The sequence below is a fragment of the Nocardia ninae NBRC 108245 genome, assembly GCF_007990755.1.
Classification (GTDB): Bacteria; Actinomycetota; Actinomycetes; order Mycobacteriales; family Mycobacteriaceae; genus Nocardia; species Nocardia ninae.
In genome coordinates, this window is the sequence record NZ_BJXA01000058.1 from 35,874 (window position 1) to 58,497 (window position 22,624).

Sequence of the window (22,624 nt, forward strand, 5' to 3'; positions counted from 1 at the left end):
AGTCGAACTAGTGGAGGTTGGTATGGCGACGCTCACGACGCACCGACAGTCGGTGCCTGCGAAGGACGGCCTCGTGTGGTTGGCGGCGTGGCCGGTCATGACGGTGTTCGTGCTGTCGAACGCCGCGACGCCGCTGTATGTGGTGTGGCAGCGCGAGCTCGGCTTTTCCGCAGGAACCTTGACGGCGATCTTCGCCAGCTATATCGCCGGGCTACTCGGCGCGCTGCTGGTCGCCGGGGTGGTGTCGGATCGGATCGGCCGCAAGCCGGTGCTGCTGCCCGCGATCGCGCTGGCGATGGTGGCGTGCGTGCTGTTCGCCACCGCGGGTTCGGTTGCGGTGCTTGCCGTTGCGCGGCTGCTCACCGGTATTGCGGTGGGTGCGGCGGTGTCCGCCGGGATGGCGGCGGTGACCGATGTGGGCGGGCCGGGACGCAAACGTACTGCGGCGCTGGCCGCTTCGTCGGCGATGGTGTTGGGTGCCGGGCTCGGACCGCTGCTCGCCGGTGTCTTGTCCGAGACCGTGCCCGGCCCGACGGTGACCATCTTCGTGGTCGAGATCGCGCTGCTTGCTTCGGCTTTCGTGGTGGTTGCCCGGCTGGAGCTGCCGAAGGGCGCGGGTGGGCGCGGGCCGTGGCTGCGGATTCCCGCCGTGGCACCGGGCGGACGAACGGCGGTGCTGCTCGGCATCGCGGTATTCGCGCCGGGGATCACGGCGACCTCCTTCGTGCTCTCGCTGGGACCGTCGCTGCTCGCGCACCTGCTCGGCGCCACCAACCGGGTCGTCGCCGGCGGGCTCGCTTTCGTGATGTTCCTGGGCGCCACCGGCATTCAGTTCGCCGCGCGGCGCTTATCGGTGCGCACGATCCTGCTCGGCGGCGCCGTCGCCACTACGGCGAGCATGCTGACGCTGATCCTCTCGCTGCGGCTGTCGTCGCTCGTACTGTTCGCGGCGGCTGCGGTCCTGGCCGGAGTCGGGCAGGGGTTGGGCCAATTCGGTGGTCTCAGCGCGATCAGCGCGAGCGTGCCCGCCGATCGGCTCGCCGAGGCGAACGCCGCACAGAATGTCGGCGGATACCTGCCCGCCGCCGCACTGCCGTTGACCGCCGGATTCCTCAGTGACGCAATCGGTCTGACCGGTGGTGCGACGGTGTTCGGGATCGTGGTGGGAGCGGCGGCGATGGTGGGCGGCGCAGTTGTCGCGGTTCGGTCTGGTGCCGAATCGCCTCGAGCTGCGTGACGGGTCGCGGTCCGGCCCGAGTTGGATCACGCTGGGCCGGGTGGCGCCGGGCGGGGTGACGGTTGGTGTCGGTTCGCGCGGGGTCCGGTCGGGTCGGCTGGATGACGGTCGACTGTCGGTTCGCGCCGGGCCGCGCGGATCGCGCCGTGTCGGATTGCGCCGGACCGGGCCCCGTCGGGCCGGGTGGGATCGCGCCGCGCCCGGCCGGATGGGGTCGCGCAGGGCCGGGCCGGTCGGCTGTCGGTTCGCGCCGGGCCGAGGGGCGGTCGAGGGCTGACGTCGGATGGTGCTGGGACGGGTGACAGTCGCCGTTCGCTACGGCCGGGTGCTCGGGCGCCGTACCGGTGGCGTGCCATTATTCGAGGATGAGGCGCGGATACGTACTGGTGGCGGTGGGTGCCCTGTTGGCTGCATGCGCGATGACCAGCGCGTCGGTGTCGGCCGAACCGGCGTGTGCGACGGAGGTCGCGGTGCGCTCGGTGACGCTGACCGTCGACGGTGAGGAGGCGACGGGGCTGGTCTACGAGCCGTACCGCTGCGCACCGGGTGATCTTCCGCCGACGGATCTGGTCGTCGCGGTGCACGGGCACGACGGGGCCGCCGGCGACTACGCGGGTTATCTGACGTCGATCTCCCGGCGCACCGGCACCCCGGTGCTGTCGATGGATCTGCGCTCGGCCAGCAGCGTCTGGCGCACCGGTGAGTGGAACCTGTGGGCAGGCTGGCGCGACATCGTCGCCGCGACCCAGTGGTACCGGGACGAGCATCGTTCCATCGCGCGCACGGTCCTGTGGGGCTGGAGCCAAGGCGGCATCATGAGCGGGCTCGCCGCGGCGCACGGACCGCGCGGACTGTTCGACTACTGGGTCGACAACTACGGTCCCGCAGATGATTTCACGATGTGGCTCGGCGCGTCGGTGGTCGATCCGGACCTGCCCGCGCAGATCGAACGCGACGCGGGCGGCTGCACGCCGATCGTCTGCCCGCAGGCCTACGTCGAGCGTTCGCCCGCGCTGCTGGCCGGCCGGATGGACGTAAAGCGCGCGTTCCTGATCCATGGCACCGGCGACGATGTGGTGCCGTATCCGACCACGCTGGAGATGCGGGCCGGGTTGCTCGCCGCGGGCAAACCGACCTCGATGTACACCATCGTCACCGGCCGCGACCTGAACGGCGCCGTGGTTCCCGGGGATCACAGCGTCGGCCCGGCCTTCTTCGAGGGCGGTTGTGTCGTGGAGCGGCTGCTCCTCGGCATCGAACCCGTCGACGGTCCGGACCGCGACTACCTGGTCGACGTCGCCCACGGCATCGCGACCGGACCTGCCGCACCGCCGAATGCCAAGTGCGCCGCCTGATCCGGGCCGAACGGAGCAGCAACCATGGCGGAGCCCACACTCGCCGATTCGCACCACGGGGAACAGGATCGTGACCGGACACGGTTGTGCCTGGCAACACCGACGAGGAAGTGAGGCCACGATGAGCGAACCGACGGACCCGGCGTACCACTGGAACGGCGCGGACCTGGACCTGGACGGGTACCTGGCGCGCATCGGGTTCGACGGCGAGCGCGCACCGACCCTCGACACGTTGCGCAAGCTGGTGCATGCGCACACCACCTCGATCCCCTTCGAGAACCTGGAGATCATCCTCGGCCGCACCATCCCGCTCGATCTGGATTCCTTGCAGGACAAGCTGATTCGGCAACGCCGCGGCGGCTACTGCTACGAGCACGTCGGCCTGTTCGCGGCTGCGCTGGAGCGACTCGGCTTCGGCATCACCGCCCTGCACGCACGGGTGACGATGGGTGCGACGGAGGGCCTGCGCCCCGCGACGCACGCCCTGCTGCGCGTGACCACCAGCGACGACGACCGAGTGTGGTTGTGCGACGTCGGATTCGGTGCGGGCCCGCTCGCACCGATCGAATTGTCCACCGAGGTGGGCGAATTCACGGCGGGCGACTGGCGGTTCCGGCTGGAGCTCACCCGAGGCGAGCTGGACAGCGACCTATGGGTGCTGCACCAGTTCGACAAGGACGGGTGGATCGACCGCTACACATTCGCGATGACGCCGCAGTACCGCATCGATTTCGCGGTCGGCAACCACTTCGTGTCGACGTCGCCGCGTTCACCGTTCACCACTCGCCCCTACGCGCAGCGGTTCCTCCCGGACGTACACCGCGTCGTCGACGGCACCACGGTGATCACCGAGCGGCCGGACGGCACCAGCGAAACCCGGCAGATCGAGGCGACCGAACTACCGAAGATTCTGGCCGAAGAGTTCGACATCGAGCTCACCGAGGCCGATGCCGCCGCCCTCGTCGCGGGCGCCTGGCACACCGCCTGATCAGGCACGCGAGCGCCGATCCCGGCACGGCCTCTGCCGACTCGCCGGGGTCGGCGGTTACAGTCGGCGGGGTGCGTACCCACCGGAAGTCCCTCGTCCTGTTCTCCGCACCCGCGCTCGTGCTCGCCGCCTGCTCGTCCGGCCCGGACCAGCCCGACACCGTCGCAGGCCAGTTCGCCGACGCGCTGAACCGCGACGACGTGGCCGCCGCCGCAGGCCTCACCGATGACCCGGCGAAGGCCTCCGACGCCCTCGGCAAGCTCTATGACGGCCTCGGCAAAGAGGTGCGCTTCGATGTCCGCTCGATCGACAAGAACACCTTCACGCTGGCCGCCACCTGGAAGCTCGGCAAGGACGGCGCGGCCGAGTGGACCTACACCACCACCGGCACCGCGGACGAGGGCGGCGACGGCTGGAAGGTCAAGTGGAACCCGGACACGGTCGCGCCGGGCTTGGCCGCAGGTCCGCTGAGTTACAGCCCGGTCTATCCCAAGCCCGCCCGCGTCCTCGACGCCAGCGGCGGCGAGTTGATGACCCAGCAGGTGGTCACGCTGGTGAACGTGAGCCCAGGCGCGGATACCGCCGCGCTCGCCGCGCTGCTCACCCCGATCGCGCCCGACATCACCGCGCAGTCGCTGCAAGCGGAACTCGCTGCGGCGCAGGGTAAACCGATCACCGCGATCAGCCTGCGCGACGCCGACATCGCGCCGATCCAGCCGCAGCTCGCCGCCGTGCCCGGCGTCACGCTCGCGCCGCAGACCCGCCTGCTCACCACCGACAAGTCGCTGGCCTCGCCCGCCCTGTCCGGACTCGCCGAGCTGTGGCAGCAGAACGCCGACGCCGGCGCGGGCTGGGCGGTGCGCGCGCAGACCGGCGAGGGCACCCAGCGGGTCGGTGGCCAGGATCCGAAGCCGACCGCCGATATCGCCTCCACCTTGAACATCGACCTGCAGCAGGCGGCCGAGGCGGCGCTGGCGCCGATCACCCAGCCCGCGGCGATCGTCGCGCTGCAACCCTCCACCGGCAACGTGGTCGCGGTCGCGCAGAACAATGCCGCCGACGCACAGGGCCCGATCGCGCTCACCGGCCTGTACCCGCCCGGTTCGACCTTCAAGACGGTGACCGTCTCGGCCGCACTGCAAGCGGACACGGTCACCCCGGACACCGTGCTGCCCTGCCCCGGCGTCGCGAACATCGAGGGTCGCAAGATCCCCAACGACAACAATTTCGACCTGGGACAGGTGCCGCTACATACTGCGTTCGCGCGTTCCTGCAACACCACCATGGGCTCGCTCGCGGTGAAACTGCCCGCCGATGCGTTGACGAATGCAGCGGCACAGCTCGGTCTCGGCATCGACTACGTCACACCCGGGCTGACCACCGTCACCGGCAAGGTGCCGCCCGCGGACACCCCGGCGCTGCGGGTCGAGTCGGCTATCGGTCAGGGAAAGGTGACCGCTACGCCGTTCGGCATGGCGCTGGTCGCCGCGTCCATCGCGCGCGGCTCGGTGCCCGCGCCCGCCATCGTGCAGGGCAAGCCCGGCACGCCGGACAAGACGCCGGCCGCGCTGCCCGCCAGCGTTGCCGAGCAGGTCAAAGCCATGATGCGGGAGACGGTCACGGCAGGCACCGCGACCCAGCTGCGTGATATTCCGGGCTTGCTCGGCAAGACGGGCACCGCGGAATACATCGACGACCAGCACGCGCACGGGTGGTTCGTCGGTATCGCCGATGACCTGGCGTTTGCGGTATTCGTCAACGACGCGAACAGCTCCGGACCCGCGGTGGACGCGGCGGGGCGGATGCTGCGGGCGGCGCGCTAGCCCCGCCGCGCCGATGTGGGCGGAGAATATGCCCCTGCTGGCGCGGACCGAAGTTCCGCGGCCAGCTACACTCGTCCCCGGACCGCGTCTGTAAGCAATAAGCGGGATGTCACGATTTCGAGAAGGTTCGGAGTAGGCGCCATCGATACCGGTCAGTTGATCGCGGAGCATTACCGCCTGGTCGAGCGGATTGGTAGCGGCGGCACAGGTGTTGTTTGGCGTGCCATCGACGAGCGCTTGCAACGCTCGGTGGCCGTCAAGCAGATCCATATCAAGCCGAGCCTGCCCGAGGCCGAGCGTGATGTGGTGCGCCAACGTGCGATCCGAGAGGCTCGCAACGCTGCCCGCTTCCAGCATCCGAACGCGATCGTCGTGTTCGACATCACCGAGCATCAGGGCGATCCCTGCCTGGTGATGGAGTACCTGAAGTCCAACAGCCTGGCCGGCGTGCTCTCCACGCAGGGCCCGCTGCCGTTGACGCAGGTCGCCCGCATCGGTGAGCAGGTCGCCTCGGCGCTGATCGCCGCGCACGACGCGGGCATCGTGCACCGCGACGTGAAGCCGGGCAACATCCTGCTCGACGACCACGGCACCGTGAAGATCACCGACTTCGGCATCTCCCGCGCCGCCGGTGACGTCACGCTCACCGAAACCGGCCTGATCTGCGGCACCGCCGCCTACCTCGCCCCCGAGATGGCCCGTGGCGCCGACCCGACCCCCGCCTCGGACGTATTCGCCCTTGGCGCAACACTTTTCCACGCACTGGAAGGTGAACCGCCGTACGGCGCGAACGCCAACCCGCTCGCGGTGCTGTACGCCGCGGCCAACGGTCAGGTCAGCGAACCCCGCAACGCCGGTCCCGCAACGGATTTCCTGCTGGACCTGCTCAGCCCGGAACCGCAGGACCGGCCGACCATGCGCGCGGCACTCGACCACCTCGCCGCCTTCGCCGACGCGGGCCCCGCCCCGGTGACCGCTGGATTCGTCCCCGCCAGTGAAGCTTTCGTGCGCCGCCGCAACGGCGCGCCCGAATCCGCCACCCGGGCACTGCGCCCCTCGGCGGTGTCGGCTCCGGTCCATCAGCCGACCGAACGCCAGCCGCGCCCGCAGCGCCCGGCCCCCCGCCCGCAGCCCGCGCCGCGTCGCCCCGCGCAGACCAACACCGCGACCCACCCGCGCACCGCAGCCCAGCCCCGCCCTGTTCCGCGCAAGTCCGGCGGTAAGAGCAAGGCCGTCATCATCGGCGCGGCCATCGGTGCCGTCGTAGCGGTGGGCGCGATCCTCATCGGCACGTTGTCGCAGCAGGACTCGAATTCACCGACGGTGAACGCAAGCCCGCCGTCCACCAGTTCGCCGACCGGTGGCACGAGCTCGACCCCTCCGTCCGGAACGGTCGGTAAGACCCCCAGCGATGGCACGGTCACCGAGGGACCTGCGGCGGCACTGGTGAAGCGGTTCTACGACGACGCAAGCGGCTCGTGGTCCACGCTGACACCCGCGGCGCAGAAGCTCTACGGCTCCGAGACGGCGTTCCGCCAGTACTGGACCACGCACACGGTCGAGAACTTCTCCAGCATCCGAGCTGTCAAAGCGGGCAACAACTCCGACGGCTCGCTCGACATCGAGCTGGCCAGCCTGATCGTCGACGGCCAGGACAAGGCGATGACCCTGCGCGTGATCAGCTCCGGCGGCAAGCTCCTGCTCGACAGCGATACCCGCTTCCCGTCCCTTACCTGAAAGGCGTTCGCGCCACTAAACTTTGGACATGGATGTCCGGGGGATGCTGGCCGAGGAACGTGCTGAACTGATCTCGTTGCTGCGTACGTTGAGTGACGAGGAGTGGGAGAGTCCGTCGCTGTGTGACGGGTGGCGGGTGCGGGATGTGGTCGGGCATTTGCTGTACGACACCATCGGGCTGCCGACGTACGGGGGAATCGCGGTTCGGTGTGGGTTGTCCGTCGATCGGTTCAATGGTCGGCTCGTGGAAAAGGCGAAGGCGCTGTCGACCGAGGCTTTGGTAGACAAGTTCGAGCATGCGGCGGGGCGGGTCTCGAAGTACGCGCCGAGGCTGGCCCTGGCGGATGTGATGGTCCATCAGCAGGACATCCGGCGACCGCTCGGGCGTGCTCGCACGATCCCGGCGGATCGCCTGATCACCGTCCTGGAACATCCTGACCCGTTCGCGATGCCGTGGCGGCGCACCAGGGGGCTGCGGTTCGTGGCCACCGATGTCAGCTGGTCGAAGGGGCATGGTCCGGAGGTGCGCGGCCCGGGGGAGGCGATCGTGCTCGCCATGGTCGGACGCGCGGTCGCGGTCGATGAGCTGGCCGGTGACGGCGTGGTCGAACTGCGGCGACGCTGCGGGTGAGCCGTAGGACACCACGCGGATAACCGGTGGCGTCGGCCGACTAGGCTGGTAGCTGCAACTTTCCTGTTGCGGATTCGGCTGAAGACAAGGATCGACACCACATGACTACCCGCATCGAGCTCGCCCGCGTTGATCTGCGCGGTCGCACTCCCTCTGTTGCCGAGCTGCGCGCCGCGCTGCCGCGCGGGGGAGTCGACGTGGACTCGGTGCTGCATCATGTGCGACCGGTGGTCGAGGCGATCCGCGATCGTGGCGTCGCGGCGGCACAGGAGTACAGCGAGCAGTTCGACGGGGTGAGTCCGGCCACGGTGCGCGTACCGGCGGCCGAGCTGGAAAAGGCGCTGACCGAGCTGGATCCTGCCGTGCGTGCGGCGCTGGAGGAATCCATCGCCAGGGCCAGGAAGGTACACGCCGACCAGCGGCGCACCGACAAGACCACCGAGGTGGTACCCGGCGGCACGGTGACCGAGCGCTGGGTGCCGGTCGAGCGGGTCGGGCTGTACGTGCCCGGCGGCAACGCCGTCTACCCGTCGAGCGTGGTGATGAACGTGGTGCCCGCCCAGACGGCGGGCGTCGGCTCGCTGGTGGTGGCCTCGCCGCCGCAGGCGCAATTCGGCGGCCTGCCGCACCCGACGATCCTGGCTGCCGCGCGGTTGCTCGGCGTCGACGAGGTGTGGGCGGTCGGCGGCGCGCAGGGCGTCGCGCTGCTGTCCTACGGCGGCGTCGACACCGACGGCGCCCAGCTGGAGCCGGTCGACCTGATCACCGGACCCGGCAACATCTACGTGACCGCCGCCAAGCGGCTGTGCCGCGGCCTGGTCGGCATCGACGCGGAAGCGGGGCCGACCGAGATCGCGATCCTGGCCGACGCGACCGCCGACCCGGTGCACGTGGCGGCGGACCTGATCAGCCAGGCCGAGCACGACGTGCTCGCGGCCAGCGTGCTGGTCACCGACAGCGCGGAGCTGGCCGACGCGGTGGACGCGGCGCTGACCCGGCAACTGACCGTGGTGAAGCACGCCGAACGGGTGACCGAAGCGTTGCGTGGCAAGCAGTCCGGGACCGTGCTGGTGGACGACATCGCGCAGGGCCTGCGCGTGGTGAACGCCTACGCGGCCGAACACCTGGAGATCCAGACCGTCGACGCCGCCGCGGTGGCCGCCCGGGTGCGCAGTGCCGGAGCGGTTTTCGTCGGCGCGTACGCACCGGTGAGCCTCGGCGACTACTGCGCCGGCTCCAACCACGTGCTGCCGACCGCCGGATGTGCCAGGCACTCCTCGGGTTTGAGCGTGCAGACGTTCCTGCGCGGCATCCACGTGGTCGACTACACCGAGGCGGCGCTGAAGGATGTCGCCGGTCACGTCGTCGCCCTGGCCAACGCCGAGGACCTGCCCGCCCACGGCCAGGCCGTGCAGGTTCGGTTCGAGGCGCTGTCATGACCAAGCAGGCCATTGTGCCCGGCGCGGACATCAGCTTGGCCGACCTACCGCTGCGGGAGAACCTGCGCGGCAAGAAGCCTTACGGCGCACCGCAATTGACGGTGCCGGTGCAACTGAACACCAACGAGAACCCGCACCCGCCGAGCCGGGCGCTGATCGACGACGTCGCCGAGTCCATTCGGATCGCCGCCGCCGACCTGCACCGCTACCCGGACCGGGACGCGGTGGCGTTGCGCGCCGACCTGGCCGAATACCTCACCAGGCAAACGGGTGTCGCGGTGGACACCGACAATGTCTGGGCGGCAAACGGTTCCAACGAGATCCTGCAGCAGCTGTTGCAGGCGTTCGGCGGACCGGGCCGCAGCGCACTGGGTTTCGTGCCGTCGTACTCGATGCACCCGATCATCTCCGAGGGCATCGACACCGAATGGATCGAGGCCGAGCGCGACGCCGACTTCTCCCTCGACGTCGACTACGCGGTGGCCGCCATCGCGGAGCGCTCGCCCAACGTGGTGTTCGTGACCAGCCCGAACAACCCGACCGGGCACAGCATTCCGCAGGACGACCTGGCCCGGATCCTCACGGCCGCGCCGGGGATCGTGGTGGTCGACGAGGCCTATGGAGAGTTCTCCGCGCAGCCGAGCGCCCTCGCGCTGATCGACCGGTTTCCGACGAAGTTGGTGGTGACCAGAACCATGAGCAAGGCGTTCGCCTTCGCGGGCGGTCGCCTCGGCTACCTGGTCGCCGCGCCCGCGGTGATCGAGGCGATGCTGCTGGTGCGGCTGCCGTACCACCTGTCGGTGGTCACCCAGGCGGCCGCGCGGGCGGCGCTGCGGCACGCCGACGAAACCCTCGGCAGCGTCGCCGAACTCGCCGCGCAGCGTGATCGAGTGGCTGCGGAGTTGACCGAGATCGGTTTCGACGTGATCCCCAGCGATGCGAACTTCCTGCTGTTCGGCCGCTTCACCGACGCGGCGGGCAGCTGGCAGCGCTACCTGGACCACGGCGTGCTGATCCGCGACGTCGGCATCCCCGGCTACCTGCGCACCACCATCGGCCTGGCCGCGGAGAACGACGAACTGCTGAAAGTCAGCCGCGTCTTGGTGCACACCGACCTCACGCCCCGATGAATCCGCCTGTGGAGGAAAAGATCATGAATAGAACCGCGCGGGTGGAGCGCGTCACCAAAGAGTCCAGCATCGTGGTCGAGCTGGACCTGGACGGCACCGGCAAGACCGAGATCGCCACGGGCGTCCCGTTCTACGACCACATGCTGACCGCGCTCGGCGCGCACGCCAGCTTCGACCTGACCGTGCGGGCCGAGGGCGACATCGAGATCGAGGCGCACCACACGGTGGAGGACACCGCGATCGTGTTCGGCCAGGCGCTGGGAAAGGCGTTGGGCGACAAGGTCGGTATCCGCCGGTTCGGTGATGCCTTCATCCCGATGGACGAGACCCTGGCGCACGCCGCGGTCGACGTGTCCGGGCGTCCGTACTGTGTGCACACCGGCGAGCCGGAACACCTGCTGCACGCTGTGATTCCCGGGTCCGGGCCCGGCGCACCGTATTCCACCGTGCTGAACCGCCACGTCTTCGAGTCGATCGCGTTGAACGCGCGCATCGCCCTGCACGTGCGCGTGCTGTACGGCCGCGACCAGCACCACGTCACCGAGGCCGAATTCAAGGCGGTGGCACGGGCTTTGCGTGCCGCGGTCGAACTCGATCCGCGGGTGCAGGGCATCCCCTCGACGAAGGGGACGCTGTGACCTCTGTTGCCCTGCTCGACTACGGCTCGGGAAATCTGCACTCCGCCGAGCGGGCGCTGGTTCGTGCGGGCGCGAAGGTCGAGGTGACCGCCGATCCCGAGGTCGCGCTGGCCGCCGACGGCCTCGTCGTCCCCGGCGTCGGCGCCTACGCCGCCTGCATGGCGGGACTGCGAAAGGTGCGGGGCGAGCGGATCATCGGTCAGCGCCTGGCCGGTGGCCGCCCGGTGCTCGGCATCTGCGTCGGCATGCAGATCCTGTTCGAGCGCGGCGTCGAATTCGGCGTGGAAACCGACGGCTGCGCCGAATGGCCGGGCACCGTGGAACGCCTGTCCGCTCCGGTGCTGCCGCACATGGGCTGGAACACCGTGTCGGCGCCGCAGGACAGCGTGCTGTTCGCGGGGATGGACGCCGACACCCGGTTCTACTTCGTGCACACCTACGCCGCGCAGAAGTGGGAGTTGCCGCCCGGCGATCACTTCGACGCCCCCCGGCTGACCTGGGCCGAGCACGGCGTGCCGTTCCTCGCCGCGGTGGAGAACGGGGCGCTCTCGGCGACCCAGTTCCACCCGGAGAAGTCCGGCGACGCCGGCGCTCAGCTGCTGCGCAATTGGGTGCAGGCGCTGTAGCCCTACTTGGTTTCGGCCCGGTTGACCAGCCAGCGACCGTTCACGTTCTCGACGGTGATCAGCAGGGACATCTTGTTGGTCTTCGGCAGGCCATCGGTGGCGTCGCTCGTCGTCGTCCGCACCACATCGACGGTGATGTCCGCCGTGGCGGCGTCGCCGGAGACGACCCGGCAGTCCACCGAATTGACCTCGGCGCGGGCGTGATTCGCGGCGGCGTCGGCCTGGATGGTCGGCCGGGCCTGCTCGAACTCCGTCCGGAACGTCCCGGTCGTCAGCTCGAGCATCTTGTTCGCGTGCTCATCGAAGCTCGCGTAGTCGTAGGTCCCTGCGACGGTGCCGAAATCGCAGCCGGCCAGCCGTGCTTCCTCGGGCGGGGCGGCCGCGGCGGTCGGCGCGGTGGCGAGCACCGCGGTGCAGGTGGCTGCCGAAATCATGAGCACGGCAGCGTGAGTCGAGCGCGTCATATGAGATCCCTAGGGAGAGTGCGGAAGTAAGTGACCGGAGCGATCGCCGAGGCGAGACACTACCGGTGGTTTCCGGCCGACGGGGCGGCTCGCTCACGAGACCGTGGTCGTCGGCCCTCCGGGTAGACCCTGACCTCGGCGCGGCGGATATGGGGGTTCGCTCCGGATTCGGCTGCGACGGCTCGGATCTACGGTCGATCCGAGGAGGATGATATGCGCAGCGTCACAGTTCCATTGGTCGTGCTATCGGGGTATGCGGTGGTCGCGTGTTTCGCGTTCGGCACCACCGCGGCAGAGACAATGCTGTTGTATCCCAACATTTTCCGGGACATCCCTGAGTCGCTGGAGCTCACCGAACAGTTCATGAGCGTGGTCGCGGTCGGTGACGTGATGCGCCCACTCGGCGGTGTGCTCACGCTATGCGCGTTGATCGCCGGTGTGGCGGCGGTGCGCTATCGGATCGGGCTGCGCTGGGTAGGACTGTCGCTGGCCTCACTGGTCAGCGGACAGTTCCTCCTGTCGATCCTGTACCAGTGGCCGCGCGCATCGATCCTGTTCGACGACCGCGACAAGCACACCCTCGCCGAAATCGAGCGCGCCGCAACAGAATTCCTGATCGGGCAAGGTTTCCGAATCGCTGCGGCGGCGTTCACCGCACTGTTCGCAGTGACCGCCGCGCTGGTCTGTTACCGCCGACGGGTACTGGCAAATGGCGCTGAACCTGTGCCGTCGCTGACCTGACACCGACGGCAGCAGCCGAATGGTTCGGTTCAAAATGGCCGCCGGCTGCGGTGGGTGATGAAGAGTTGGACGCGGCTTGCAGCAGTTGCCGGCCAAGGCGTCGAGCCGCTGTCCGACCAGCGGCAACATATTGTGGGTGTGACCAACAAGCGTTAGATTGCTGGCATGGAGATCTCGCGCGAGGACGCTCCCGCCAAATTGCGGGCCTTGCCGACTCGGCTGGTCAATCAGGTCGCCCTCGTCGCCAACCGGGCGACCGAGCGGGCCCTGCATGCCACCGGCTCGCGGCGCTATCACTACGCGCTGCTCGCCGCGCTCGGCGAATTCGGTGCTATCAGCCAGGCCGACCTGGGTAGGCGCACCCGGATCGACCGCAGCGACATCGTCGCCACCGTCAACGAGCTAGCCGACCGCGGCTTCGTCGAGCGCAGCCCGGACACCGGCGACCGCAGGCGCAAAATCGTCACCATCACCGACGCGGGCACGGCCCATCTCGCCGAACTGGACGAGCGCCTGGCCGGTGCGCAGGACGAACTACTGGCCGGTCTGGACGCCGCGGAGCGCGCCGAGTTCATCCGGCTGCTCACCCGCATCCTCGATCGGTGACCCAGCTCCTATCCGCGCAGGCCGGAGACCGGGCGCGCACAGCTAACCACTAGGCTCATGCCCGTGAGTGTGCGCAGCGACCGAACCATCAACACAGCGTCGAGGACGACGGAGCCGAGCGAGGCACAGTCGTGAGTCTCGTGCTTTTGCCTGCCGTCGATGTCGCCAACGGCGAAGCTGTGCGCCTCGTACAAGGTGAGGCCGGTAGCGAAACCAACTACGGCTCCCCCCGCGAAGCCGCCCTGGAATGGCAGCGCGCGGGCGCGGAGTGGGTGCACCTGGTCGACCTGGACGCGGCGTTCGGCCGCGGCTCGAACCGCGAACTGCTGGCCGGGGTCGTCGGCGAACTCGACGTCAAAGTGGAGCTGTCCGGTGGCATCCGCGACGACGACACACTGGAGGCCGCCCTGGCCACCGGCTGCGCCAGGGTGAACCTGGGCACCGCCGCGCTGGAGGATCCGGTGTGGTGCGCCAAGGCCATCGCCAAGCACGGCGAACGCGTCGCGGTCGGCCTGGACGTGCGCATCATCGACGGCGACTACCGGTTGCGCGGCCGCGGCTGGGTCAGCGACGGCGGCGACCTGTGGGAGGTGCTCGAGCGCCTGGAGCGCGACGGCTGCTCCCGCTACGTGGTCACCGACGTCACCAAGGACGGCACGCTGACCGGCCCCAACCTGGACCTGCTCCGCGAGGTCTGCGCCGCGACCGACGCACCGGTGATCGCCTCCGGCGGCGTCTCCACCATCGAGGACCTGATCGCGATCGCCGAACTGGTGCCCGACGGCGTCGAGGGTTCGATCGTCGGCAAGGCGCTCTACGCGGGCCGGTTCACGCTGCCCGAGGCGCTGGCCGCGGTGAGATGAGCCAGGACCTCCCCGCACTGCTCGCGGTCGCGCGCGAGATCCTGGACTCGGTCACCTCGCGCTTCATCGAGGGGGTCGGCGCGCCGAGCGCGGTGACCAAGGGCCGCAACGACTTCGCCACCGAACTCGACCTGGAGCTGGAGCGCACCATCTCCGCCCAGCTGGAGCAGCGCACCGGAATCGAGGTGCACGGTGAGGAATTCGGCGGCCCGCAGCTCGTGTCGGGCACCGCATGGGTGCTCGATCCGATCGACGGAACATTCAATTACTCGTCGGGACACCCACTTTCGGGCATGCTGCTCGCGCTGGTGCACGAGGGCGAGCCGGTACTCGGCCTGACCTGGCTGCCGCTGCTCGGACAGCGTTACGCCGCCATCGCAGGCGGCCCGGTGCTGCTCAACGGCCAACCGCTGCCGCCGTTGCCGCACGGGAAGCTGGCCGACGCGATGATCGGCTTCGGCGCGTTCAACGTGGACGCGCAGGGCCGGATCCCCGGGCAATTCCGCTTCGATCTGCTCGGCCCGCTCAGCAGGCTCTCCTCCCGCGTGCGGATGCACGGCTCCACCGGCATCGACCTGGCGTTCACCGCGTCGGGGGTGCTCGGCGGGGCCATCGTGTTCGGCCACCATCCCTGGGACAACGCCGCGGGCGTCGCGCTGATCCGCGCCGCGGGCGGTGTGGTCACCGACCTGGCGGGCGAGCCGTGGACCATCACCTCGGGTTCGGTGCTGGCCGCCGCGCCGGGCGTGCACGAGGAACTCCTCGAAATGATCTGCACGGTCGCCGATCCGGTGACCACGGAGGAAGGGTGAGCCGATGACGTTGGCGGTACGCGTGATTCCGTGTCTGGACGTCGACGCCGGCCGGGTGGTCAAGGGCGTCAACTTCGAAAACCTGCGTGACGCAGGCGATCCCGTCGAGCTGGCCGCGGCCTATGACGCGCAGGGCGCCGACGAGCTGACCTTCCTGGACGTCACCGCCTCCACCGGCGATCGCGGCACCATGATCGACGTGGTCACCCGCACGGCCGAGCAGATCTTCATCCCGCTCACCGTCGGCGGCGGAGTGCGCACCGTCGAGGACGTCGACCGGCTGCTGCGCGCGGGCGCCGACAAGGTGTCGGTGAACACCGCCGCCATCGCGCGACCCGAGGTGCTGCGCGAGATGTCGGAGCGGTTCGGCTCGCAGTGCATCGTGCTGTCCGTGGACGCCCGCACGGTTCCGGCCGGGCAAGCCGCCACCCCGTCTGGCTGGGAGGTCACCACCCACGGCGGCAAACGCGGCACGGGCCTGGACGCGGTCGAATGGGCAACGCGCGGAGCCGAATTGGGCGTCGGCGAGATCCTGCTCAACTCGATGGACGCCGACGGCACCAAGGCAGGCTTCGACCTCGCCATGATCCGTGCCGTCCGCGCCGCGGTCTCGGTCCCCGTCATCGCCAGCGGGGGAGCCGGTGCCGTCGAACACTTTGCACCCGCCGTCCAAGCGGGCGCCGACGCGGTGCTCGCGGCCAGCGTCTTCCACTTCGGTGAGCTGACCATCGGGCAGGTCAAGGACTCGATGCGCGCGGCGGACATCGTCGTCCGCTAGTCACCGCCGCGGCCCACGCCGCCGCGATCCCGATCGATACCCCGCTCTACCGCCGCGTTGCCACCCGCCGCGGCTGGCGGCAAAGGCATCACCGAGATCGCCTACCTGGATCCGGTGACCAGGCTGCAACGCGACACCACCCGCAGCGACCGCCGCCACTCGGTCACGTGGCCGGTCGCGGTGGCGGAATCCACCGTGGCGGAATCAGTTTCGTGGCGACCGATGTTGCACCGGGGATGAGCATCGGAATCTCGCTGTCGCCCTTCAGCCTCGACGCGACCGACAACGTGGTGGACGCTGCGGTGGCCGCAGGCAGGCAAGCCGCCGCGGCCGGGTTGAGTTCGCTGTGGTTCGGGCAGACGTTCAGTCACGACAGCGTCGTGCTGTCCGCGGTGGTCGGCCGGGAGGTGCCCGAGTTGGCCGTCGGGACCTCGGCGATACCGATCTCGGCCCGCCATCCGCTGCTGATCGGCAGCCAGGCGCAGACCGCGCAGGCCGCGACCTACGGCAGGTTCACGCTCGGTCTTGCCCTCGGCACGCAGGCGTTCACCGAGCCGGCCTTCGGTGTCACCTACGACCGGCCGATCGCCCGGCTGCGTGAGTTCCTGACCGCGCTGCACGACGTACTCGACAGCGGCACAGTGGATTTCCACGGCGAGACGCTCACCGCGGTCGCGCCGTTGACCACCGCGGTCGCGGGCGCGCAGCCGAAGGTACCGGTCCTGGTTGCCGCGATGGGTCCGCAGGCGCTGCGCGTCACCGGCGAACTCGCCGACGGCGCACTACCGTTCCTGGTCGGGCCGAAGGCGCTGGCGGACCACATCGTGGCGCCCCTCACCGAGGCCGCCGACCGGGCTGGTCGGCTCGCGCCGCGCATCGTCGCCATGGTCCCCGGTGTCGTCACCGACGACGTCGACGGCGCACGGGCGGAAGCCGAGGTGCAGTCCGCCTTCTACAACGACATCCCCTCCTACCGCCGAATCATCGAGCTGTCCGGGGTTTCTCGCGCCGCGGAGCTCGTCGTCATCGGCGACGAACAAACCGTCGCCGACCGCGTCGCCGAGTATTTCGAGGCGGGCGCCACCGATGTGGTCTTCGCCCAAACCGACCTCACCACGCCCGCCGATCAGCAGCGCACCTGGCAACTACTCGGCGAACTGAATCGCGCCGCTGAGCGGTGATCTCGGCACGAAATCTGCCCGCCGCGCACGGGATTGCCGACGATCCCGTGCGCGGGCAGATGATCTCGTGCACGACCAGGCCGGCACCCCTCTTTGCGCAGGCAGGAGCATGCATGTACACATAAGTGGTGTCGAACAGTGCGCACGACGAGCAGATGTGGAACCGATTGATCGCCCTGCACGCCCAGGTGGAGGGTCGATTGGCGGCGGCCGTACAGCGTGGGCACGGTCTGGGGCTCTCGGAATTCCGGGCCCTCGGCTTCCTCGCCGAGGCGCCCGACGGCGAACTGCGGATGCAGGACCTGTCCGCGCGGCTCGGCTTGAATCAGAGTTCGGTGACCAGGCTGGTCGGCAGGCTCGACGCCGCCGGGCTGGCCTATCGAGATCTGTGCCCGGATGATCGGCGCGGCGTCTACACGGTGATCACCGACAAAGGGCGCGAACGGCTCCGGTCCGCCGGGGACACCTACCGCAACACGCTGACCGCCGCGCTCGACGAATCCGACAGCGACACCGTGGCCGCCCTGCGTAACGCCGATGTCCGACTGTTATAACGGTCCCATGACTCTCGACCCCACCATCGCCGCCCGCCTCAAACGCAATGACGCGGGCCTGGTCGCCGCTGTCGCGCAGGAACGCGGCACCGGTGACGTGCTGATGGTCGCGTGGATGGACGACGAGGCGCTGGCCCGCACCTTGGAAACGCGCAAGGCGACCTACTACTCGCGCTCGCGCCAGCAGTACTGGGTCAAGGGGGAGACCTCCGGTCACACCCAGTACGTGCACGAGGTTCGGCTCGACTGTGATGGCGACACCATCCTCTTGGTCGTCGACCAAGAGGGCGCGGCCTGCCACACCGGAACACACACCTGCTTCGACTCCGACGTCCTGCTGGCCGACCCGGCCTGATCAGGTCCTCTGTCGAAGTCCCATCGGCGCCTCTGGGCTGGATCGCCGGCCGGATTTCGACGCGCGGCCTAGGTCTCCGAAGACCGATCTTCCTGCCCGGACCCCGGGGAGCGACTCAGCGCATCGGTGAGGTGATCGGCGAGCAGCTCGCTCAATTCCGCCAGCTGGGCCGTCTGTTCCGGCTCGAGCCCGTCGAACACCAGGTGCCGCACCGCATCCAGATAACCGGGCGCCGCCTCGATGACCTTGTGGTAGCCGTCGTCTGTCAGTACCGCCTGCACGCCACGGCGCCCGGCGGTAGCGGAGCGCTCCGCCCAGCCCATCCGTTCCAGCTTCGACACGACATGCGAAAGCCGTGATAGCGATGCATTTGCCTTGTGGGCGAGGTCACTCATCTGCAGCCGATGACCCGGTTCCTCGGACAACAGGGTCAAAACCCAATACTCGAAATGGGTGACCCCGGACTCGCGCTGCAGCTGGGTATCCAAAGCGCCTGGTAGGCGGGTCATCAGCGCAACAATCGCGCGCCATGCTCGTTGTTCAATCGGGTCGAGCCACTTCGTCACTGTGTGCCTTCTTTCAAGCCAAGTGACGTGGTTTTGTTAGTAAGCCTACCGATTATTGAAAAGCATGTTCACAGTCACCCGTGACTTCGAGTTTGCCACGACTTCGCTCGCCCGTCATGAAGTTGCTAAGGAGCGTGAGCTCACTCACAAACCGTCGGGCCGCGTCATGGTGGTGTCGCCAGGGGTAGCTGGAGCGGTCTGGCGCTTCGGATGCCTGCGCCGCCACCAGCGGGTGACCACCAGGAAAAGCGCCGCGAGGAAGACCGCGGCCGCGGCGATCGCACCGGCCATCGTGGCACCGCGGAAGGCGGGTGCGTCGACATCGAGAATGCGCTGTCCGGCATGCGCGGCATTGCTGCCGCCGAGCACGATGGTCAACGTCATCAGATTGGGAATCGCGACGAGTACCGCGATGACGGCCGCCACGCCTGCCATGAACCGCCCGCCCCGGCGCCGCCACACCCGCACCGCGAACAGCAGCAGGAACAGCGGGACGACCGTGCACACGCAGCCGAAGACCAGCCCCCAGCCGATGCCCTTGCTGAAGCTGCCGTTGACCATCTCCGCGATCCGCTGCGCCCACCAGCGTGGGATGAAGGCGGACAGGATGAAGTAGGCGATGAACAAAAGGGCGAGAACCGCAAGCCCGCCGACGGCCCATGTCTTCCAGGCCGGCCCGGTCGATTTCTGCTGCAGCTGTCCGTCGGTCGCAGTCATGGGGCCAGCGTAAGCCGGATGTGTGCGGAAACGGGCTGTTCGCCTCGGCGTTTCGGCCTGCGGACGTCCCGGTGGCCGGAAACTAGCTCGCGCGCTCGCGCAGGAATTTCAGCGCCTCGTCGGCGTGCACGTTGGCCCGCAGCTCGCCGGTGATGATCTTGCGGACGGTGCGGTCCTGATCGATGACGAAGGTCTGGCGCTTCACCGGCGCCAGCTTGCCGAGCAGCCCGCGCTTCACGCCGAACTGCGCGGCGACCGTGCCGTCGGGGTCGGAGAGCAGGGGGTAGCCGAGGCGCTGCTTGTCGGCGAAACCGGCCTGGGTGTCGACGCCGTCGGCGCTGATGCCCGCGCACGAGGCGCCGAGCGCGGCGAAATCGGCGGCTACGTCCCGGAAGTGGCAGGCCTCGGCCGTGCACACCGGGGTGTTCGCGCCGGGGTAGAAGAACAGGACCAGCGGACCGTCCGCGAGCAACGCGTCGAGCGACCGGAGCGTGCCTGATTGATCGGGGAGCTCGAACTGGGGAGCGAGCTGTCCTGTCTGCATAGAAAGGGACAGTACCGGGCACATGTCGCACCCGGTACCGCACCGTTGCGGCTCAATTGCGCACTCCCGCCTTCGCTGTGGCCAGAGCTGACCTGCTGACGGACTACGCGGCTGCGCCCCTAAACGCCGAGCAGGGCCGCCACTTCGGGGTTCTTGATCTGCATGACGTCGAGAATGCCGTGCGCGCGCAGGAACGGCCTCAGTTCCTTGATGCGGTCGGCGTGCGTGGCGTACTCGTCCGGAAAATGGTTCTTGTCCAGGGATTCGAGCGCCTTCGCGTAGGTGACGAAGGTGGCTAGTGCATTCGGGGCACCCTGGGGGCCTGTCTTCGACTGCAGACCGACCATCCGTGGGGGCTGGCTCGGCGCACCGCCCGGGGCGGCGTGCCTGCCCTCCGGTTGCGAGGGGTACATCAGTTGTCTCCTCTCGATCATGGGATACCGCGTGCGAGATGGAACGGAGCGAGTGTAGAGACGCCCGTCACGCGGCGATCGGGGGCATGAGAACCGGGCGGTCGAGTTTGTTACTGGTGTGATGGATGTGGTTTGGCACGTCCGGGTCGAAGGTGTTCGTGGTGGTCGAAGCCGGTCTCGGCGCAGCCGCTCGGGGTGCGCCGCATGGGCTGTCGGTGTGGCCTGGGATGATGTGACCATGCAAGGCGCGTCGACTCCCACCACCACGACCCGCGAACAGTTTCACCAGCTGGCCGCGGAACATCGAGTGGTACCGGTGACCCGAAAGGTGTTGGCGGACTCCGAAACTCCGCTCTCCGCCTACCGCAAACTGGCCGACGATCGGGCGGGAACGTTCCTGTTCGAGTCGGCGGAGAACGGGCGATCGTGGTCGCGCTGGTCGTTCATCGGCGCGGGCAGCCCGTCGGCCCTGACCGTGGTCGACGGCGAAGCGGCCTGGTTGGGCAACATTCCGGTGGACGCGCCCTCGGGCGGCGATCCACTGGTCGCGCTGCGCGAAACCCTCGAACTGCTGCAGACCGAGCGACTGCCCGGCTTGCCCCCGCTGACCAGCGGCATGGTCGGCTACCTCGGCTACGACGCGGTCCGCCGGATCGAACGGCTGCCGAACCTGGCGCTCGACGATCTGCAACTGCCGGAAATGGTGCTACTGCTCGCCACCGACCTCGCCGCCTTCGACCACCACGAAGGCGCGATCACGCTGATCGCCAACGCCGTCAACTGGAACGGCACCGCCGAGCGGGTCGACGAGGCGTACGACGACGCGGTCGCCCGGTTGGACCGGATGACCGAGGCGCTCGGCGCCCCCGCACCGTCCACCGTGTCGGTCTTCGATCGGCCGGAGCCGGAGTTCCGGCGCCGACGCACCACCGAGGAGTTCGCCGCGGGCGTGCGCCGCCTGGTCAAGGAGATCGAGGCGGGCGAGGCGTTCCAGGTGGTGCTCTCGCAGCGCTTCGAAATGGATTACGACGGCGCGCCACTGGACCTGTACCGGATGTTGCGCGCGTCGAACCCGAGTCCGTACATGTACCTGCTGCACGTGCCCGACGGCGACGGCGGCACCGCGTTCTCCATCGTCGGCTCCAGCCCGGAGTCGCTGGTCACCGTGAAGGAGGGGGTGGCGACCACCCATCCGATCGCGGGCACCCGGTGGCGCGGCGCCACCGAAGAGGACGATCTGCTGCTGGAGAAGGGCCTGCTGGCCGACGAGAAGGAGAACGCCGAGCACCTGATGCTCGTCGACCTCGGCCGCAACGACCTCGGGCGGGTCTGTCAGCCGGGCACGGTGCGGGTCACCGAGTACCGGCACATCGAGCGCTACAGCCATGTGATGCACCTGGTTTCGACGGTGTCGGGCCGGCTCGCCGCGGGCAAGATCGCGCTCGACGCGGTGAACGCCTGCTTCCCGGCGGGCACGCTGTCCGGTGCGCCGAAGGTGCGCGCGATGGAGCTCATCGAGGAACTCGAACCCACCCGCCGCGGCGTCTACGGCGGCGTCGTCGGCTATCTCGACTTCGCGGGTGACGCGGACACCGCGATCGCCATCCGCACCGCGTTGCTGAAGGACGGCACCGCCTACGTTCAGGCGGGCGCGGGGATCGTCGCCGACTCGGTCGCCGAGTACGAGGACGTCGAGGCGCGCAACAAGGCGATGGCGGTACTCAAGGCGATCGCCGCGGCGAAAACGGTCCGCGCGTACGGCGCGACGAACGGTGCGGACGCATGACGGCAGCCGAGTCCGGCGGCGACATCGACCCGGCCCGCGCCGCCGATCCCGCCGGCACCGGGACCGGGTCGGGACCTCCGTCCGAAACGGCCCGCCGCGATCCCGGCGTTCCCTCGAGTGCCGGGCCGATCGGCGACGGTGGACCTGACGGATCGGTGCCCGATCCCGACCTCGTCACCCCGGAGACCGCAGGTGCGGAGACCGCGGCTACCCCCGAAACGCGGCGCAAATCCCCGGTCGGGCCCCTCGTCCTGCTCGCCTTCGCGGCCGTGGCCCTCTGGGGTTCCTCGCGCATGACCTGGGTGACCGTCACCTCCTCCGACGGCCTCACCGAACCACGCACCGACCGCCTCAACGGCGGCGTCTGGTTCGGCGCGCTCACCCCGCTGGCCCTGGTGCTGCTGGCCTCCATCGCCGCGGTACTGGCCACGCGTGGCTGGCTGCGCCGCACCCTCGGCGTGCTCATCGCCTTGGTCGCCGCAGTGGCCGCGGTCCCCGCCTTCGCCCTGCTCACCAACTCCGGCAAGATCGCCGAGCGCGCCGCCAAGCTGGCCGAGCTACCGGCCAGAGCGCAGGTGGGGGAGGCGACCACGTCGCTGCTGCCTGCCGTGCTGGCCCTGCTCGGCGCGCTGGCGGCGTT

General features: G+C 69.2%; 26 protein-coding genes. 21 read left to right on the forward strand and 5 right to left on the reverse strand.

Annotation, left to right across the window (positions count from 1 at the left end; all coding sequences use genetic code 11):
- Positions 1-22: 22 nt before the first annotated feature.
- From NN4_RS31435 to hisH, 10 genes are all read left to right on the forward strand, one after another.
- Positions 23-1,237 carry an MFS transporter gene (locus tag NN4_RS31435; RefSeq protein WP_147139038.1) on the forward strand — a complete coding sequence of 405 codons (1,215 nt, stop codon included), beginning with the start codon at positions 23-25 and terminating at the stop codon, positions 1,235-1,237.
- Positions 1,238-1,602: 365 nt separating this feature from the next.
- Complete coding sequence (locus tag NN4_RS31440) at positions 1,603-2,592, forward strand: alpha/beta hydrolase family protein (protein WP_246181183.1); 990 nt, start codon at positions 1,603-1,605, stop codon at positions 2,590-2,592.
- A gap of 121 nt (positions 2,593-2,713) precedes the next feature.
- Complete coding sequence (locus NN4_RS31445) at positions 2,714-3,580, forward strand: arylamine N-acetyltransferase family protein (protein ID WP_147139040.1); 867 nt, start codon at positions 2,714-2,716, stop codon at positions 3,578-3,580.
- A 71-nt stretch (positions 3,581-3,651) separates the two neighbouring features.
- The gene (locus tag NN4_RS31450) at positions 3,652-5,403 is read left to right on the forward strand and encodes a penicillin-binding transpeptidase domain-containing protein (protein WP_147139042.1); all 1,752 of its coding nucleotides are present in this window, start codon (positions 3,652-3,654) and stop codon (positions 5,401-5,403) included.
- A 156-nt stretch (positions 5,404-5,559) separates the two neighbouring features.
- On the forward strand, positions 5,560-7,140 hold the full coding sequence (locus tag NN4_RS31455) for a serine/threonine-protein kinase (RefSeq protein ID WP_147139044.1): 1,581 nt from the start codon (positions 5,560-5,562) through the stop codon (positions 7,138-7,140).
- Positions 7,141-7,168: 28 nt separating this feature from the next.
- A complete protein-coding gene (locus tag NN4_RS31460; protein WP_246181184.1) occupies positions 7,169-7,771 on the forward strand; it encodes a maleylpyruvate isomerase family mycothiol-dependent enzyme in 603 nt (200 codons plus the stop codon).
- Positions 7,772-7,872: 101 nt separating this feature from the next.
- Positions 7,873-9,210 (forward strand): histidinol dehydrogenase, encoded by a 1,338-nt coding sequence (gene hisD, locus NN4_RS31465; RefSeq protein ID WP_147139046.1) that lies wholly within the window; start codon positions 7,873-7,875, stop codon positions 9,208-9,210.
- A complete protein-coding gene (locus tag NN4_RS31470) occupies positions 9,207-10,340 on the forward strand; it encodes a histidinol-phosphate transaminase (protein ID WP_147139047.1) in 1,134 nt (377 codons plus the stop codon). The genes hisD and NN4_RS31470 overlap by 4 nt, the downstream gene beginning before the upstream one ends.
- Before the next feature lie 20 nt (positions 10,341-10,360).
- On the forward strand, positions 10,361-10,978 hold the full coding sequence (gene hisB / locus NN4_RS31475; RefSeq protein WP_107660219.1) for an imidazoleglycerol-phosphate dehydratase HisB: 618 nt from the start codon (positions 10,361-10,363) through the stop codon (positions 10,976-10,978).
- Positions 10,975-11,604, forward strand: coding sequence for an imidazole glycerol phosphate synthase subunit HisH (gene hisH, locus NN4_RS31480; RefSeq protein WP_147139049.1), 630 nt, complete (start codon positions 10,975-10,977; stop codon positions 11,602-11,604). The genes hisB and hisH overlap by 4 nt, the downstream gene beginning before the upstream one ends.
- A 2-nt stretch (positions 11,605-11,606) precedes the next feature.
- On the opposite strand, the gene NN4_RS31485 is transcribed toward hisH, so the two are convergent.
- Complete coding sequence (locus tag NN4_RS31485; protein ID WP_147139051.1) at positions 11,607-12,068, reverse strand: hypothetical protein; 462 nt, start codon at positions 12,066-12,068, stop codon at positions 11,607-11,609.
- 213 nt (positions 12,069-12,281) lie between these two features.
- Between NN4_RS31485 and NN4_RS31490 the strand changes: the two genes are divergently transcribed.
- The 9 genes from NN4_RS31490 to hisI all read left to right on the forward strand — a co-directional run bounded on the left by NN4_RS31490 (position 12,282) and on the right by hisI (position 17,958).
- Positions 12,282-12,809 (forward strand): hypothetical protein, encoded by a 528-nt coding sequence (locus tag NN4_RS31490; RefSeq protein ID WP_147139053.1) that lies wholly within the window; start codon positions 12,282-12,284, stop codon positions 12,807-12,809.
- 165 nt (positions 12,810-12,974) lie between these two features.
- Positions 12,975-13,415: a MarR family winged helix-turn-helix transcriptional regulator gene (locus tag NN4_RS31495; protein WP_147139055.1), complete on the forward strand. Its 441-nt coding sequence runs from the start codon at positions 12,975-12,977 to the stop codon at positions 13,413-13,415.
- Positions 13,416-13,546: 131 nt separating this feature from the next.
- Positions 13,547-14,278 (forward strand): bifunctional 1-(5-phosphoribosyl)-5-((5-phosphoribosylamino)methylideneamino)imidazole-4-carboxamide isomerase/phosphoribosylanthranilate isomerase PriA, encoded by a 732-nt coding sequence (gene priA, locus NN4_RS31500; protein WP_107655235.1) that lies wholly within the window; start codon positions 13,547-13,549, stop codon positions 14,276-14,278.
- Positions 14,275-15,090 carry an inositol monophosphatase family protein gene (locus NN4_RS31505; protein WP_147139057.1) on the forward strand — a complete coding sequence of 272 codons (816 nt, stop codon included), beginning with the start codon at positions 14,275-14,277 and terminating at the stop codon, positions 15,088-15,090. The genes priA and NN4_RS31505 overlap by 4 nt, the downstream gene beginning before the upstream one ends.
- Positions 15,091-15,094: 4 nt before the next feature.
- A complete protein-coding gene (gene hisF / locus NN4_RS31510; protein ID WP_147139059.1) occupies positions 15,095-15,868 on the forward strand; it encodes an imidazole glycerol phosphate synthase subunit HisF in 774 nt (257 codons plus the stop codon).
- 57 nt (positions 15,869-15,925) lie between these two features.
- The gene (locus NN4_RS31515; protein WP_147139061.1) at positions 15,926-16,108 is read left to right on the forward strand and encodes a hypothetical protein; all 183 of its coding nucleotides are present in this window, start codon (positions 15,926-15,928) and stop codon (positions 16,106-16,108) included.
- A complete protein-coding gene (locus NN4_RS31520; protein ID WP_147139062.1) occupies positions 16,105-17,049 on the forward strand; it encodes a TIGR03564 family F420-dependent LLM class oxidoreductase in 945 nt (314 codons plus the stop codon). The genes NN4_RS31515 and NN4_RS31520 overlap by 4 nt, the downstream gene beginning before the upstream one ends.
- Positions 17,050-17,177: 128 nt before the next feature.
- Complete coding sequence (locus tag NN4_RS31525) at positions 17,178-17,603, forward strand: MarR family winged helix-turn-helix transcriptional regulator (RefSeq protein ID WP_206055052.1); 426 nt, start codon at positions 17,178-17,180, stop codon at positions 17,601-17,603.
- Between the two features lie 7 nt (positions 17,604-17,610).
- On the forward strand, positions 17,611-17,958 hold the full coding sequence (gene hisI, locus NN4_RS31530) for a phosphoribosyl-AMP cyclohydrolase (protein WP_147139064.1): 348 nt from the start codon (positions 17,611-17,613) through the stop codon (positions 17,956-17,958).
- A 68-nt stretch (positions 17,959-18,026) separates the two neighbouring features.
- On the opposite strand, the gene NN4_RS31535 is transcribed toward hisI, so the two are convergent.
- From NN4_RS31535 to NN4_RS31550, 4 genes are all read right to left on the reverse strand, one after another.
- Positions 18,027-18,467: a MarR family winged helix-turn-helix transcriptional regulator gene (locus NN4_RS31535; protein WP_234391360.1), complete on the reverse strand. Its 441-nt coding sequence runs from the start codon at positions 18,465-18,467 to the stop codon at positions 18,027-18,029.
- Positions 18,468-18,668: 201 nt separating this feature from the next.
- Positions 18,669-19,241 (reverse strand): permease, encoded by a 573-nt coding sequence (locus tag NN4_RS31540; protein ID WP_147139068.1) that lies wholly within the window; start codon positions 19,239-19,241, stop codon positions 18,669-18,671.
- Positions 19,242-19,323: 82 nt separating this feature from the next.
- Complete coding sequence (locus tag NN4_RS31545; protein WP_147139069.1) at positions 19,324-19,785, reverse strand: peroxiredoxin; 462 nt, start codon at positions 19,783-19,785, stop codon at positions 19,324-19,326.
- 119 nt (positions 19,786-19,904) lie between these two features.
- Positions 19,905-20,198 (reverse strand): hypothetical protein, encoded by a 294-nt coding sequence (locus tag NN4_RS31550; RefSeq protein WP_107655244.1) that lies wholly within the window; start codon positions 20,196-20,198, stop codon positions 19,905-19,907.
- A 238-nt stretch (positions 20,199-20,436) separates the two neighbouring features.
- On the opposite strand from NN4_RS31550, the gene NN4_RS31555 reads away from it, so the two are divergent.
- Positions 20,437-21,984, forward strand: coding sequence for an anthranilate synthase component I (locus tag NN4_RS31555; protein WP_147139081.1), 1,548 nt, complete (start codon positions 20,437-20,439; stop codon positions 21,982-21,984).
- A partial coding sequence (locus NN4_RS31560) for a Trp biosynthesis-associated membrane protein (RefSeq protein WP_246181185.1) occupies positions 21,981-22,624 on the forward strand: 644 nt, incomplete at its 3' end. The genes NN4_RS31555 and NN4_RS31560, both read left to right, overlap by 4 nt.